This is a genomic window from Streptomyces sp. NBC_00663 (genome assembly GCF_036226885.1).
GTDB lineage: Bacteria > Actinomycetota > Actinomycetes > Streptomycetales > Streptomycetaceae > Streptomyces.
Window position 1 is genome coordinate 6,773,282 of sequence record NZ_CP109027.1, and the last position, 13,939, is coordinate 6,787,220.

Genomic DNA, 13,939 nt, shown 5'->3' on the forward strand with positions numbered 1-13,939 from the left:
AGTTCCGTTATCTGATGAACCGTCAGAGTCAGCTCCCGGGGAGGCAGTCGCCATGACCGAGCTCGTGGAACACGGACAGCTGTTCATCGGCGGGGAGTTGACGGACCCCCTGGGCAAGGACGTCATCGAGGTGATCTCCCCGCACACCGAGGAGGTCATCGGACGCGTCCCGCACGCCGCGCGGGCGGACGTGGACGCCGCCGTCGCCGCCGCCCGGCGCGCCTTCGACGAGGGGCCCTGGCCGCGGATGTCCCTCGACGAGCGCATCGAGGTCGTCACCCGCATCAAGGACGGCATCCTCACCCGGCACGAGGAGATCGCCCGCGTCATCTCGTCCGAGAACGGTTCGCCGTACTCCTGGAGCGTCCTCGCGCAGGCGCTCGGCGCGATGATGGTGTGGGACGCGGCGATCACCGTCGCGCGGAACTTCACCTACGAGGAGCAGCGCGACGGCGTCCTCGGGAAGATCCTCGTGCGCCGCGAGCCGGTCGGTGTCGTCGCGGCCGTAGTCCCCTGGAACGTCCCGCAGTTCGTCGCCGCCGCCAAGCTCGCGCCCGCGCTGCTCACCGGGTGCACGGTGATCCTCAAGCCGTCGCCGGAGTCGCCGCTGGACGCGTATCTGCTGGCCGAGATCACGCGTGAGGCGGGGCTGCCGGAGGGTGTGCTGTCCATCCTTCCCGCCGACCGCGAGGTCAGCGAGTACCTGGTCGGGCACCCCGGTGTGGACAAGGTCTCCTTCACCGGCTCGGTGGCGGCGGGCAAGCGCGTGATGGAGGTCGCGTCCCGGAACCTCACCCGGGTCACCCTCGAACTGGGCGGCAAATCGGCAGCGGTCGTGCTGCCGGACGCGGACGTGGAGTCGACGGTCGCCGGGGTCGTGCCGGCCGCCTGGATGAACAACGGCCAGGCGTGCGTCGCCCAGACCCGCATCCTCCTCCCGCGCTCCCGCTACGACGAGTTCGCGGACGCCTTCGCCGCGGCGGCGAGCGCCCTCGTGGTCGGCGACCCGCTGGACCCGGCGACCCAGGTCGGCCCGCTGGTGGCCCAGCGCCAGCAGCGCCGGAACCTCGACTACATACGCATCGGCCAGGAGGAGGGCGCGAAGATCCTCACCGGCGGCGGCCGTCCGCCGGGCCTGGACAAGGGCTGGTACGTGGAGCCCACCCTCTTCGGCGACGTCGACAACTCCATGCGGATCGCCCGCGAGGAGATCTTCGGCCCCGTCATCTGCCTTCTCCCGTACGGCGACGAGTCCGAGGCCGCGAAGATCGCGAACGACTCCGACTACGGGCTCAGCGGCAGCGTGTGGACGGCCGACGTGGCCCACGGCATCGAGTTCGCGCGCGGGGTGCGGACGGGCACGTACAACGTCAACACCTTCAGCCTCGACATGCTCGGCCCGTTCGGTGGCTACAAGAACTCAGGACTGGGGCGGGAGTTCGGGCCCGAGGGCTTCGGCGAGTACCTCGAACACAAGATGATCCATCTGCCGGCCGGCTGGGAGGCGTGAGCGCGGCCATGGGTGACCGCTGGCAGATCGAGGTCGACCGGTCGCTGTGCATCGGCTCGGCCCAGTGCGTCCACCGCGCAGAGGGCGCCTTCCGGCTCGACTCCGGCATGCAGTCCCACCCCGCGGAGCCGGAGACCGACGCCAACGAGAAGGTCCTTGAGGCCGCCGAGAACTGCCCGGTCGAGGCCATCATGATCACGCTGCTGGGCAGCGGGGAGCCGGTGTTCCCGCCCGAGGAGTGACCGCTTAGGCTCCTGCGGTCGTCATCAGGGGATCGTTGGGGTGGGTGTGGAGAAGTCCGAGGCCAAGCGGCTGATCGAGCAGGCGTACGAGGCATGGGACGCCGAGGAGTGGCTCAGCGCGGCCGGGCTCTTCGAGCGGGTCCTCGCCCACTTCCCGGACGAGGAGCCGAGCGCGGTGTGGTGGTACGACGCCGCGCTCGCCCACAAGTTCCTGCGCGACTGGCGGAAGGCGTACGAACTCGGCCGGGAGGCCGCCGCCCGAGCCCCGCGCGGGGAGGGGGACCCGGCGTACTGGAACCTCGGCATCGCGGCGACGATCCAGCGTGACTGGGCGACGGCCCGGGACGCCTGGGCCGGGTTCGGCATCGAACTCCCGGACGGGGAGGGCGAGATCACCGGTGGTTTCGGACATGCCTGCGTGCGTCTCGACACGGGCGGCGAGCAGGAGGTCGTATGGGTCGAGCGGCTCTGTCCGACCCGCGGCCGGGTGGTCAATGTGCCGATCACCGGCGGACGGCGCTACGGCGAGATCGTCGTCCACGACGGCGCACCGAACGGGGAGCGGATCGTCGACGGCACGACGTTCCCCGTCTTCGACGAGCTGCTGCTGTTCGCGGCCTCCGAACTGCCCACCCTGGAGGTGACCGTCGCCGCGGGCGAGCGGGCCGACCTGGAGGCGCTGGTCGGGCTGTTCACCGAGCACGGCTACGGGGCCGAGCCCGCGAGCAGCGTCCGGATGCTGTGCGCCTGCTGTAGCGAGGGCACCCACGAGCAGCAGCGGAGCGTCGAGGCGGGCGCCCAGCGGCTCTCGCTCGCGGCTCCGCCCCAGGAGGCGCGGCGGCTGCTGGAGGAGTGGGCGGCGGGGACGGCGATCGGGCGGGGCTGGAGCGGGCTGGAGGCCGTGGGGTAGGGGGGGGCCGCGGCGGCGAAAAAATATCCGGATTGGGGGGTTCTGTTCCCGCTCGGGCGTTCTATTCTAGAAGTGGCCTACGGGACGAGTGAGGGAGTCCGAGCGGCGTAGCCGACTCTGGCGTGACGTGGAAGTAGCGCATCCGCCGGTGCCGACGTCGACGGTCGGGCTGAGAGGCCGGAAGGCAGCAGCCGAGCCGGACGGCGACCCCCAGAACCTGATCCGGACCATACCGGCGAAGGGAACCCGTCTCGTAGGTTCTCCGTGTCTCCCGAGAGCCCTACTTCCCTTCGGGCGCCGTCAGGTCGATCAAGCGGCAGACCGTCTCGATGTCGATCTTGACCTGGGCGATGGAGGCGCGGCCCGAAAGCCAGGTGATCAGGGCCGAGTGCCAGGTGTGCTCGATGACGCGGACCGCGGAGAGCTGGGCCGGGGTGGGGTCCGCCAGACCCATCGCGTCCAGGATGATCACCGTGGTCTGCCGGGAGACCTGGTCGACCTCGGGGGAGACGCTCCGGTCGGCGAAGGTCAGGGCGCGGACCATCGCGTCGGCCAGATGCGGCTCACGTTGCAGGGCCCGGAAGGCCCGCATCAGGGTCTCCGCGACCCGCTCGGCCGCCGTGTCCCCCTGCGGGGGCTTCTTCCGCAGCGTGCCGTGCATGTGCTCCAGCTGGTCCTGCATGGTCGCGACCAGCAGATGCACCTTGGACGGGAAGTAGCGGTACAGCGTGCCGAGCGCCACCTGGGAGGACTCCGCGACCTCCCGCATCTGCACGGCGTCGAAGCCGCCCCGGCTCGCCAGCTGGGCGCTCGCGTGCAGGATGCGGCGCCGCCGGGCCTCCTGCCGCTCGGTGAGCGGCGGCGAGTCGGTCCGCGCGGCACTGGCCTCCACCTTGACCGGCTTGGCCGGTTTGACCGGCGGCTTGGCTTGCGCAGACATGGGTCGGGTCCCGTTCCGTGACAGTCGGTGAGGGCGAATGATCGCACAGCATGACAGGGGCCTCGGCCGTGGCGCGAATCACCTGATCCACTGCTCACACCGCCCCTACCTGCCGGTAGATTCAGAGCCTCTTGAACGATCAAGTCTGAAACTTGTTCTAGATTAGCGTCCCGGCGTAACCTCGCGGGAAATAGCAGGGAGAAGGGGGCCCGGAGTGACCGCTGAGGCCAGTCAGGCGGGGTCCCAGGCGGACCCGGCCGCGGACGGCGAGCGACCGCTCAACATCGCACTCCTCACCTATAAGGGGAACCCGTTCTGCGGCGGCCAGGGCGTCTACGTCCGCCACCTCTCCCGCGAACTGGCCCGCCTCGGCCACCGCGTCGAGGTCATCGGCTCACAGCCGTACCCGGTCCTCGACGAGGGCGTCGAGGACATCGGCGACCGGCTCTCCCTGACGGAGCTCGCGAGCCTCGATCTCTACCGCTCCCCGGACCCCTTCCGCACCCCCAAGCGCGACGAGTTCCGCGACTGGATCGACGCCCTGGAGGTCGGGGCGATGTGGACCGGCGGCTTCCCCGAGCCCCTCACCTTCTCGCTCCGCGCCCGTCGCCATCTGCGCGCCCGGCGTGGCGAGTTCGACGTCGTCCACGACAACCAGACGCTCGGATACGGCTTGTTGGGCGACGTCGGCGCCCCCCTGGTCACCACCATCCACCACCCCATCACCGTGGACCGCCAGTTGGAGCTGGACGCGGCCCAGGGCTGGCAGCGCCGCTACTCGGTGCGCCGCTGGTACGCCTTCACCCGTATGCAGAAGCGGGTCGCCCGCCGGCTGCCCTCCGTCCTGACCGTCTCCGGCACCTCCCGCCAGGAGATCGTCGACCACCTCGGCGTCCGGGACGACCGCATCCACGTCGTCCACATCGGCGCCGACACCGACCTGTTCAAGCCGGATGCGTCCGTGCGCCGCATCCCCGGCCGGATCGTCACCACCTCCAGCGCCGACGTCCCGCTCAAGGGCCTCATCTACCTCATCGAGGCCCTCGCCAAGGTCCGCGTCGAGCATCCCGACGCCCACCTCGTCGTCGTCGGCAAGCGCGCCGAGGACGGACCCGTCGCCCAGGCCATCGAGCGGTACGGCCTCGAAGGCGCCGTCGACTTCGTCAAGGGCATCTCCGACGCCGAACTCGTCGACCTGGTCCGCTCGGCCGAGATCGCCTGCGTCCCCTCCCTCTACGAGGGCTTCTCCCTCCCGGCGGCGGAGGCCATGGCCACGGGCACGCCGCTGCTGGCCACCACCGGCGGAGCGATCCCCGAGGTCGCCGGCCCCGACGGGGAGACGTGCCTCGCCGTCCCGCCCGGCGACGCGGGGGCGCTGGCCGCCGGTCTGGGCCGGCTGCTGAGCGACCCGGAGCTGAGGGCCCGCCTCGGCCGGGCGGGCCGTGAGCGAGTGCTGGCCCGCTTCACCTGGGCCAGAGCCGCAGAGGGCACGGTGGCCAGGTACCGCGAGGCCCTCGCCCGCTCCGCGGTCACGAATCCCGGCCGCTCCGCGGCCCTCCAGGGTGTCGAGTCCGCGACCCCCACCAGTGACACCGGTGTCTATTCCGAAAGCAGGGCCACGTGCTGACCGTCGACTTCTCCCGGTTCCCGCTCGCCCCGGGCGACCGTGTCCTGGACCTCGGCTGCGGGGCCGGCCGGCACGCGTTCGAGTGCTACCGGCGCGGCGCCCAGGTCGTGGCCCTGGACCAGAACGCCGAGGAGATCCGCGAGGTCGCGAAGTGGTTCGCGGCGATGAAGGAGGCGGGCGAGGCCCCCGAGGGCGCCACCGCCACGGCCATGGAGGGCGACGCGCTGGCGCTCCCCTTCCCGGACGAGTCCTTCGACGTCGTGATCATCTCCGAGGTCATGGAGCACATCCCCGACGACAAGGGCGTACTCGCCGAGATGGTCCGGGTGCTCAAGCCCGGCGGCCGGATCGCCATCACCGTCCCGCGCTACGGCCCCGAGAAGGTCTGCTGGACGCTCTCCGACGCCTACCACGAGGTCGAGGGCGGCCACATCCGCATCTACAAGGCGGACGAACTGCTCGCGAAGATCCGCGAGGCCGGCCTGAAGCCGTACGGCACCCACCACGCGCACGCGCTTCACAGCCCCTACTGGTGGCTGAAGTGCGCGTTCGGCGTCGACAACGACAAGGCGCTGCCGGTGAAGGCGTACCACAAGCTCCTGGTCTGGGACATCATGAAGAAGCCGCTCGCGACCCGGGTCGCCGAACAGGCCCTCAACCCCCTGATCGGCAAGAGCTTCGTGGCGTACGCGACCAAGCCGCACCTGCCGCGGGTGGACGCCAAGTGACCACTCCCCGGACAGAACACCTCGTCCTGCCCGGGGTGCTGACCGCCGAGCAGGCCGCCGAGACCGTCGCCGGCATCCTCGCCGTACAGCGGGAGGACGGCGCGATCCCGTGGTTCCGCGGCCACCACCTCGACCCCTGGGACCACACCGAGGCCGCGATGGCCCTCGACGCGGCGGGCGAACACGCGGCGGCGGCGCGGGCGTACGACTGGCTGGCCCGGCACCAGAACGAGGACGGCTCCTGGTACGCCGCCTACCAGGACGGCGCCTACGACGAGGTCACCGACCGGGGCCGCGAGACGAACTTCGTCGCCTACATAGCGGTCGGCGTCTGGCACCACTACCTCTCCACCGGCGACGACACCTTCCTGGACCGCATGTGGCCCGCGGTCCACGCGGCGATGGAGTACGTCCTGCGGCTCCAGCAGCCCGGCGGGCAGATCGGCTGGAAGGGCGAGGAGGACGGCAGCTTCACGAACGACGCGCTGCTGACCGGCTCCTCCTCCGTCCACCACGCCCTGCGGTGCGCCCTGGCGATCGCCGAACAGCGCGAAGAGCCGCAGCCGGACTGGGAGTTGGCGGTGGGGATGCTGAGGCACGCCATCCGTCGCCACCCCGAGCGGTTCCTGGACAAGGACCGCTACTCGATGGACTGGTACTACCCCGTCCTGGGCGGCGCGTTGACGGACGCGGAGGCCAAGTCCCGTATGGAGAAGGACTGGGACCGCTTCGTCGTCCCCGGCCTCGGCGTGCGCTGCGTCGACCCCAACCCGTGGGTGACGGGCGGCGAGTCGGCCGAACTCGCCCTGGCCCTGTGGGCGATGGGCGAGTCCGACCGGGCGCTGGAGATCCTCCAGTCCATCCAGCACCTGCGCGACGCGGAGTCGGGCCTGTACTGGACGGGCTATGTCTTCGAGGACGACGCGATCTGGCCGAGGGAACTCACGACGTGGACAGCCGGGTCGCTGCTGCTCGCCGTCGCCGCGCTGGGCGGCGACGAGGCCACCTGCCAGGTGTTCGGCGGCGGACAGCTGCCGAGAGGTCTGGACCCGGACTGCTGCGACTGAGAACCCGCCTCAGTGGCGGTGGACCCGGTTGGCGATGGCGTGTCCGACGAACAGGTAGACCACGGCGGCGAGACCATAGCCCGCCACCACCCGTGCCCACGCCTCGTCGAACGTGAACAGGTCGTGGCTCCAGCCCGCCAGCCACAAGGCCGCGTCATGGATGAACTGCACGAAGTCGTTCGCGCGGTTCGCGTCCAGCAGGTACATCAGAATCCAGAGGCCCAGGATGAGGGCCATGATGTCGGCGACGATCGCTATGACCGTGCCGGCCGAGTTGGCACCGCGATATCGAGAGGACATAACCATCGGGTTGCCGCTCAATCCCGTATGAAACCCGAACGGGGTCGCCCCGGTGGCGGGTTGCCAGGGGCCGGGTGAAGCTGCCGGAAGACGTGCACCCACCCTCCCGGAGGCCTCTGTGCCCGCACCGCTACGCCGCCTGCTCGTGGCGCCGACGCTCTGCTGCGCCCTGCTCGCCGGGGCCACCGCCTGCGGCGGGGACGACGCCGACGACGCCGCGGCCACCACCACTGCGACCGGCACCAGTTCCGCCGAACGGCAGAAGTTCGCCAAGACCCGCTTCGTGGCGAACGCGGGGCTGGCCGCCGGGGCGACGTACCAGTGGATCGTGAAGCCGTGGCGGGCCGGGAAGTTCCAGAGCGGCGCGGACGGCCGCAAGGTGGCGCTGGTGAAGGCCGGTCTCGCCGGCACCTTCGCCTACAACCGCCTCAAGGCCGCGTCCCGCAACGCCGAGGGCGACCCGACCCTCGCGAAGGCCGTCGCCCCGCTCACGGCGGGCATCGACGCCCTGAAGGACCTCCCGTCGAAGCTCCGCAAGGGAGACACGTCCGTCGCGGGCACCTTCGACGACGTCACCAACCAGGTGAAGGACGCCGGGAAGAGCGCGGGCGCGACGGTGACGGAGAAGGTGCCGTCGGCCGCACAGCTCACCTCGGATTGAGCTCGGCCAGCACCCGCAGAGTGTCACGGTCCGGCGCCAGGGCGATCAGATCGGTCACCGGACCCTTCCGCCACAACTCCAGCCGCTCGGCGATGCGTTCACGCGGGCCGACGAGGGAGATCTCGTCGGCGAAGGCGTCGGGGACGGCCAGTACGGCTTCCTGACGGCGGCCTTCGAGGAAGAGCCGCTGGATCCTGCGTGCCTCTTCCTCGTACCCCATGCGTGCCATCAGGTCGGCGTGGAAGTTGCGGGCCGCGTGGCCCATGCCGCCGATGTAGAAGCCGAGCATGGTCTTCACGGGGAGGAGACCCTGGCGCACGTCGTCACAGACGCGGACCTGGGCCATGGGGGCGACGAGGAAGCCGTCCGGGGCGCCGGCGAGGGACGCCTCGTAGACCTCGGGGCGGGTCGGGGACCAGTACAGGGGGAGCCAGCCGTCGGCGATGCGGGTCGTCTGGGCGACGTTCTTGGGGCCCTCGGCGCCGAGGAGGATCGGGAGGTCGGGGCGGAGGGGGTGGGTGATGGGCTTGAGGGGCTTGCCGAGGCCGGTGGCGTCGGGACCGGTGTAGGGGTGGGAGTGGAAACGGCCGGCCACCTCGACGGGGCCCTCGCGGCGCAGGACTTGGCGTACGACGTCGACGTACTCGCGGGTCGCGGTGAGCGGCGACTTCGGGAACGGGCGGCCGTACCAGCCCTCGACGACCTGCGGTCCGGACAGCCCAAGGCCGAGCATCACGCGACCGCCGGAGAGATGGTCGAGGGTGAGGGCGTGCATGGCGGTGGTGGTGGGGGAGCGCGCCGCCATCTGGGCAACGGCGGTGCCCAGCTTGATCGTTGTCGTCTGCGCGGCGATCCAGGTGAGCGGCGTGAAGACGTCCGACCCCCAGGACTCGGCCGTCCACACGGAGTCGTAACCGAGCCGCTCCGCCTCCTGGGCGAGGGACACGTGGTCGGGGTTGGGGCCACGCCCCCAGTAACCGAGCGCGAGACCGAGCCGCATGCCTGCCTCCTGACGGTGCGTCAGACCGGAAACGGTAGGCGACTGTACGACAACGGCCCCTCACCCGGAAGGGAGAGGGGCCGCTGGAGAGGCTCGCGCTGTCGGCCTCAGCCGCGCTGGATGCCCGAGGTGTCCTGGAGGACACCGCGACGGCCGTCCTGCGTCTGGGCGACGAGGGACGGGCCACGCTGCTCGACGGCCAGGTACCAGGTGCCCGGCGCCAGTTCGGCGATCGGCGTCTGCGAGCCGTCCTCCGCGAAGAGGGGGCGGGCGACGGGGACCGCGAACCAGAACGGGGAGAAGTCCCCGGCCGGCGGCGTCGGCTGACCCGGCTGCGGCTGCCCCGGCTGGGGCTGACCGGCGTTGAACGGGGCGGTCGGCTGCGGCTGACCACCGTAGGGCTGACCCGGCTGCGGGGCACCGGCACCGGGGTAGCCGTAGCCACCGGGGGGCTGGGCGCCGTAGGGCTGGGGGGCCTGGGGGCCGGGGGCCGGGAGGAGGGCGCCCTTGAGGGCCGGGACGAGCGGGGAGGCGATCGCGCCGCCGGCGAGAACCAGCGCGGCGATGAAACCGAGGATGAGACCGGCACCCGCCTCGACGCCGTCCGGGACGTCCACCAGCGCCCAGAACATGATCCATGCGACGAGCACGGTGAACGCCGCACCGACCACGCCGAGATCCAGACCGGCGACCTTGCGCGGCTGCGGCAGGATGCGGTTGACGACGATCAGGGCGGCACCGATGACTCCACCCATGTAGATACCCATGCCGGTGTCGAGGGTGTCCCACGCGCTCGGGGCGCCGCTGTAACCATCGAGGGAGTAGATGTCGAGGAACGACGCGATGAAGAGCAACACCGCTGCTCCGATCACCACGCCGTCGCCTCGAGTGAGGGAGCGGATATTCACTTCAGGTCCTTCGTAGGTCGTCTCATCGTCGGAAGAGGCGTCGCTGTCACCATGTCGCCGTCAGGCCCCGGTGTGAAGCGCGGGGGTGGCCCCTCATCGTAAAGACGACCTTATCGTCCGTCCGACGAAGCTGTCCCCGGGGATCAGCCCGGGAGCCACTAGCCGCGCAGGAAACTCACGATTCCTTCAGAGATTCCCTGCGCCGCCTTCTGCCGCCACGCACCGCTGGTCAGCAGTGCCGCGTCCTTGGTATCGCGCATGTTGCCGCACTCGATGAACACCTTGGGAACCGTTGACAGATTGAGACCGCCCAGGTCCTTACGCGTGACGAGTCCGGTGCCGTCGCCGACGTAGTTGGAGGGGGCGCTGCCCGTGACGCGGACGAAGTTGCCCGCGATGCGCTCGCCGAGGTCCGCGGAGGAGGCGACGATCGGGCGGGTGTCGGCGGCGCCCGCGTGGACGCTGCCCGGGAGGATGACGTGGAAGCCGCGTTGGCCCGCGCCCGCGCCGTCGGCGTGGATGGAGACGACCGCGTCGGCGCCTGCCTTGTTGCCGATGCGGGCCCGCTCGTCGACGCAGGGGCCGTACGTACGGTCGCCGTCCTGCGTCAACTTCACCGTGGCGCCCTGCTGTTCGAGGAGCGTGCGCAGCCGGTGGGCCACGTCCAGGGTGAACTTGGCCTCCGTGTAACCGGAGTTGGTGGACGTGCCCGTCGTATCGCATTCCTTCCAGTTGGTGCCGATGTTCACCTTCTTGTTGATCTCGGCCGTGTGCTGGAAGTTGCTCGGGTTGTGCCCCGGGTCGATGACGACGACCTTGCCCTTGAGGGGGCCGGACGCGGCGGGCGCGGAAGTGGACGGGGTCGGAGTCGGGGCCGGGCTCGGCTTGTCGTCGTCCGTCGACTTGGGGGCGGAGGTGGAGGCCGCGGTGGGGGAGGCGGGCGCGCTCGACGAGAGCGAGGACGTGGGTGTCCCGACCGCGTCGCTCTCGGAACCCCCGCCCGATCCGCCCACCGCCTCGTACACCAGCCAGCCGAGCAACGCGCCCGGCACGAGGGCGGCCACCGCGACGGTGAGGGGGCGGCGCCTGGGGCGGCGGGGCTGGGGAGGATCGAAGTCCGGGCCTACGTACGACACGACAGCCACCCTAGCGGCGGGCCCGCGGCGAGGCAGAGTGGCTACGGCCGAGCGGGTCGTTTCATCCGAACGGCACACCGGCGTCGCTCAGGGCCCGCCGGTATGCCGAGAATCGCCCATGAGATCACCTATGCGAGTCATAGCCGGCGCCCTCACCACCGTCACCGTCGCCGCGGTGGTCGTACTGGGCGCGCCCGCGGCCCAGGCATCCCCGTTCCCCTGCACCCCGCCGGAAGACGCCTGTGCCGTCGACTACGTCTACAACCAGCCGGGCGTCGGGACGGGCAACGTCATCCAGACCCCGGTCGACATCGACATCAACGTGCAGCCCTGAGGCCGCCGGCGCCTCAGATCCCCGCGCCCGTGCGCCGCAGCACCCGCAGCGTCCCCGTGACGGAGATCTCCTCGAACGCCCCCGACTCCAGCGCCCGCAGATAGATCCGGTACGGCGCCTGGCCGGTGAACTCGTCCTTCGGGTCCGGGTGCACGTCGTGGATGAGGAGCAGTCCGCCGTCCGCGACATGGGGCGCCCAGCCCTCGTAGTCGGCACTCGCGTGCTCGTCCGTGTGCCCGCCGTCGATGAAGACGAGGCCGAGAGGGGAGTTCCAGATCTTCGCGACCTGCGGCGAGCGGCCGACGAGGGCGACGATGTGGTCCTCCAGGCCCGCCCGGTGCAGCGTCCTGCGGAACGTCGGCAGCGTGTCCATCAGCCCGATCTCCGGGTCGACCGTCTCAGGATCGTGGTACTCCCACCCCGGCTGCTGCTCCTCGCTGCCCCGGTGATGATCGACGGTGAGCGCCGTCACCCCCGCCGCGCGGGCAGCATCGGCGAGCAGAACCGCGGAACGCCCGCAGTACGTCCCGACTTCGAGGAGGGGCAGCCCGAGCCGGCCGGCTTCGAGGGCCGCCGCGTACAGGGCAAGCCCTTCGTGCGTGGGCATGAACCCCTTGGCACCCTCGAACGCTGCGAGGATCTCGGGCTTGGGGGCCGAGCTCATAGGGTTCTCTTTCGGTCGTACGGTTCGTGGCCGCCCCATGGTGCACCACGCCCCCGTCACGCCGGGTGACGGGGGCGTTTTCAGGGGCGCGGGGAACTGCGCGACCAGCCCCCACGCACCCGCACTTCGACAGCGAACCCCTACGCGGTCACAGCCTCACCGGGCAACGAAAGATCCACGTCCACGGCACTGTCATCCCCCGCGTGAGTAGCAGCAGAAGCCAACGGCCCATGCCCGGACGCCTTCGCGGCCAACACATACGCCCCCTCCGCCGGAACGGCGAGCGAGTAGCTCCCGTCCTCCTCGGAGAGCGTCGCCCCCGCCTGCCGGCCACGCCGGTCGATGAGCGTCACCTTCGCACGGGCTACCGGCACACCGTCGGCGCCCAGAACCCGCCCCCGGAACCCCCGAAGGACAGCCTCCGCACGCTCCAGGTTCGCCTCCTCCTCGCTACTCGCGCGCAGCCGCGGCGCCCGGTCGGGCTTCGGCAGGAACAGGGCCATCAGCAGGCCGACCGCCACCGCGCCGGTCGCGATGAGGAAGGAGACACGGAAGCCGTGCATCGTGGGGATCGCGGCGCCGTTCACGGTGTTCGCGGTGTTGGCGAGCACCATGCCGATGACGGCGCTGGACACCGACGTACCGATGGAGCGCATCAGCGTGTTGAGGCCGTTCGCCGCGCCCGTTTCCGACGCCGGGACCGCGCCGACGATCAGGGCGGGGAGGGACGAGTACGCGAGGCCGATGCCAGCACCCAGGACGACCGCGATGACCAGGCTCTGCCAGGCGGCGCTCATCAGGCCGAGGCCCGCCCCGTAGCCGATCGCGATGATCAGCATGCCGAGGATGAGGGTGAACTTGGGGCCGTACTTGGCGGAGAGACGGGCGTAGACGGGCGCCGTGATCATCATCGTCAGGCCCAGCGGCGCGACCAGCAGACCGGCGACGACCATCGACTGGCCGAGACCGTAGCCGGTGGCCTTCGGCAGCTGGAGGAGCTGGGGAAGAACGAGCGAGACGACGTAGAAGGAGACACCGACCATGATCGAGGCCAGGTTGGTGAAGAGGACCGCGGGGCGGGCCGTGGTGCGCAGGTCGACGAGGGGCGCGGCGGTGCGGAGCTCGTAGACGCCCCACAGGAGCAGTACGAGGGCCGACGCGGCGAACAGGCCGAGCGTGGTGCCGGACGTCCAGCCCCAGTCGCTGCCCTTGGTGATGGGCAGGAGGAAGAGGACCAGGCCGGTGGAGAGACCGAGGGCGCCGAGGAGGTCGAAGGTGCCTTCCGCGCGCATCGTCGATTCCGGTACGACGAGGAGGGTGAGGACGATGGCGAGGACGCCGAGGCCGGCCGCGCCGTAGAAGAGGGCGTGCCAGTCGGCGTGCTGGGCGATCAGGGCGGCGAGGGGGAGGGCCAGGCCGCCGCCGACGCCGATGGAGGAGCTCATCAGGGCCATCGCCGAGCCGAGCTTCTCGCGGGGGAGCATGTCGCGCATCAGGCCGATGCCGAGGGGGATCGCGCCCATGGCGAAGCCCTGGAGGGTACGGCCGGCGATCATCAGGATGAGGTCGCTGGTGAGCGCGCTGACCAGTGCGCCGACCACCATCACCGCGAGGCTGGCGATGAGCATGCGGCGCTTGCCGTACAGGTCGCCGAGGCGGCCCATGATCGGCGTGGCCACGGCACCCGACAGGAGGGTCGAGGTCAGGACCCAGGTGGCGTTGCTGGGGGCGGTGTCCAGCAGCTGCGGCAGGTCCTTGATGACGGGGACGAGCAGGGTCTGCATCACCGCGACGACGATGCCCGCGAAGGCGAGCACCGGTACGACGGCGCCGCTTGCTGCGCGGGTGAGCTGGTCGGTCGGCGTAGGTCTCATGTGGGTAAGGAACTAGGTACGCCGGGGCAACTATTCCG

The 13,939-nt window shown here is 70.8% G+C and carries 15 protein-coding genes; 8 read left to right on the forward strand and 7 right to left on the reverse strand.

Annotated features, from left to right (window positions below; genetic code table 11):
• Positions 1 to 52 precede the first annotated feature (52 nt).
• Genes OG866_RS30905 through OG866_RS30915 form a run of 3 tightly spaced genes read left to right on the forward strand, consistent with a single transcriptional unit; the run spans position 53 to position 2,662 of the window.
• Positions 53 to 1,510: an aldehyde dehydrogenase gene (locus tag OG866_RS30905; protein ID WP_329339760.1), complete on the forward strand. Its 1,458-nt coding sequence runs from the start codon at positions 53 to 55 to the stop codon at positions 1,508 to 1,510.
• Positions 1,511 to 1,518: 8 nt separating this feature from the next.
• Positions 1,519 to 1,752, forward strand: coding sequence for a ferredoxin (locus OG866_RS30910; protein ID WP_329344386.1), 234 nt, complete (start codon positions 1,519 to 1,521; stop codon positions 1,750 to 1,752).
• Positions 1,753 to 1,798: 46 nt separating this feature from the next.
• A complete protein-coding gene (locus OG866_RS30915; RefSeq protein ID WP_329344387.1) occupies positions 1,799 to 2,662 on the forward strand; it encodes a tetratricopeptide repeat protein in 864 nt (287 codons plus the stop codon).
• A 280-nt stretch (positions 2,663 to 2,942) separates the two neighbouring features.
• Here OG866_RS30915 and OG866_RS30920 read toward each other — a convergent pair whose 3' ends face one another.
• Positions 2,943 to 3,602 (reverse strand): TetR family transcriptional regulator, encoded by a 660-nt coding sequence (locus OG866_RS30920; RefSeq protein ID WP_329339762.1) that lies wholly within the window; start codon positions 3,600 to 3,602, stop codon positions 2,943 to 2,945.
• Between the two features lie 214 nt (positions 3,603 to 3,816).
• Here OG866_RS30920 and OG866_RS30925 point away from each other — a divergent pair, with 214 nt between their 5' ends.
• The 3 genes from OG866_RS30925 to OG866_RS30935 are packed head-to-tail and all read left to right on the forward strand — an operon-like array spanning position 3,817 to position 7,024.
• Positions 3,817 to 5,229, forward strand: coding sequence for a glycosyltransferase family 4 protein (locus tag OG866_RS30925; RefSeq protein WP_329339764.1), 1,413 nt, complete (start codon positions 3,817 to 3,819; stop codon positions 5,227 to 5,229).
• Positions 5,223 to 5,957 (forward strand): class I SAM-dependent methyltransferase, encoded by a 735-nt coding sequence (locus OG866_RS30930; RefSeq protein WP_329339765.1) that lies wholly within the window; start codon positions 5,223 to 5,225, stop codon positions 5,955 to 5,957. Before OG866_RS30925 ends, OG866_RS30930 begins: the two co-directional genes overlap by 7 nt.
• Positions 5,954 to 7,024, forward strand: coding sequence for a prenyltransferase (locus OG866_RS30935; RefSeq protein WP_329339767.1), 1,071 nt, complete (start codon positions 5,954 to 5,956; stop codon positions 7,022 to 7,024). The genes OG866_RS30930 and OG866_RS30935 overlap by 4 nt, the downstream gene beginning before the upstream one ends.
• Positions 7,025 to 7,033: 9 nt before the next feature.
• Here OG866_RS30935 and OG866_RS30940 read toward each other — a convergent pair whose 3' ends face one another.
• Complete coding sequence (locus OG866_RS30940) at positions 7,034 to 7,324, reverse strand: hypothetical protein (protein ID WP_329339769.1); 291 nt, start codon at positions 7,322 to 7,324, stop codon at positions 7,034 to 7,036.
• Positions 7,325 to 7,442: 118 nt separating this feature from the next.
• Between OG866_RS30940 and OG866_RS30945 the strand changes: the two genes are divergently transcribed.
• Entirely contained in the window at positions 7,443 to 7,985 is a 543-nt protein-coding gene (locus tag OG866_RS30945; protein WP_329339770.1) for a hypothetical protein, read from the forward strand.
• Here OG866_RS30945 and OG866_RS30950 read toward each other — a convergent pair.
• The 3 genes from OG866_RS30950 to OG866_RS30960 all read right to left on the reverse strand — a co-directional run bounded on the left by OG866_RS30950 (position 7,972) and on the right by OG866_RS30960 (position 11,029).
• Positions 7,972 to 8,985, reverse strand: coding sequence for an LLM class F420-dependent oxidoreductase (locus OG866_RS30950; RefSeq protein ID WP_329339772.1), 1,014 nt, complete (start codon positions 8,983 to 8,985; stop codon positions 7,972 to 7,974). The two genes, OG866_RS30945 and OG866_RS30950, sit on opposite strands and share 14 nt — an antisense overlap.
• A gap of 107 nt (positions 8,986 to 9,092) precedes the next feature.
• Positions 9,093 to 9,893, reverse strand: a complete 801-nt coding sequence (locus OG866_RS30955; RefSeq protein WP_329339774.1) for a DUF5336 domain-containing protein — start codon at positions 9,891 to 9,893, stop codon at positions 9,093 to 9,095.
• 158 nt (positions 9,894 to 10,051) lie between these two features.
• Complete coding sequence (locus OG866_RS30960; RefSeq protein WP_329339775.1) at positions 10,052 to 11,029, reverse strand: N-acetylmuramoyl-L-alanine amidase; 978 nt, start codon at positions 11,027 to 11,029, stop codon at positions 10,052 to 10,054.
• Between the two features lie 130 nt (positions 11,030 to 11,159).
• On the opposite strand from OG866_RS30960, the gene OG866_RS30965 reads away from it, so the two are divergent.
• Positions 11,160 to 11,363, forward strand: coding sequence for a chaplin family protein (locus OG866_RS30965; protein WP_329339777.1), 204 nt, complete (start codon positions 11,160 to 11,162; stop codon positions 11,361 to 11,363).
• Positions 11,364 to 11,376: 13 nt separating this feature from the next.
• Here OG866_RS30965 and OG866_RS30970 read toward each other — a convergent pair whose 3' ends face one another.
• Together OG866_RS30970 and OG866_RS30975 are read right to left on the reverse strand one after the other, a co-directional pair.
• Positions 11,377 to 12,027, reverse strand: a complete 651-nt coding sequence (locus OG866_RS30970; RefSeq protein WP_329339779.1) for a class I SAM-dependent methyltransferase — start codon at positions 12,025 to 12,027, stop codon at positions 11,377 to 11,379.
• A 140-nt stretch (positions 12,028 to 12,167) separates the two neighbouring features.
• Positions 12,168 to 13,901 (reverse strand): MFS transporter, encoded by a 1,734-nt coding sequence (locus OG866_RS30975; protein WP_329339781.1) that lies wholly within the window; start codon positions 13,899 to 13,901, stop codon positions 12,168 to 12,170.
• Between the last annotated feature and the right edge of the window lie 38 nt (positions 13,902 to 13,939).

Coding starts and splice junctions, on each gene's coding strand:
- OG866_RS30905 (WP_329339760.1), top strand. CDS start 53: ATGACCGAGCTCGTGGAACACGGACAGCTGTTCATCGGCGGGGAGTTG.
- OG866_RS30910 (WP_329344386.1), top strand. CDS start 1,519: ATGGGTGACCGCTGGCAGATCGAGGTCGACCGGTCGCTGTGCATCGGC.
- OG866_RS30920 (WP_329339762.1), bottom strand. CDS start 3,602: ATGTCTGCGCAAGCCAAGCCGCCGGTCAAACCGGCCAAGCCGGTCAAG.
- OG866_RS30940 (WP_329339769.1), bottom strand. CDS start 7,324: ATGTCCTCTCGATATCGCGGTGCCAACTCGGCCGGCACGGTCATAGCG.
- OG866_RS30950 (WP_329339772.1), bottom strand. CDS start 8,985: ATGCGGCTCGGTCTCGCGCTCGGTTACTGGGGGCGTGGCCCCAACCCC.
- OG866_RS30965 (WP_329339777.1), top strand. CDS start 11,160: ATGCGAGTCATAGCCGGCGCCCTCACCACCGTCACCGTCGCCGCGGTG.
- OG866_RS30970 (WP_329339779.1), bottom strand. CDS start 12,027: ATGAGCTCGGCCCCCAAGCCCGAGATCCTCGCAGCGTTCGAGGGTGCC.
- OG866_RS30975 (WP_329339781.1), bottom strand. CDS start 13,901: ATGAGACCTACGCCGACCGACCAGCTCACCCGCGCAGCAAGCGGCGCC.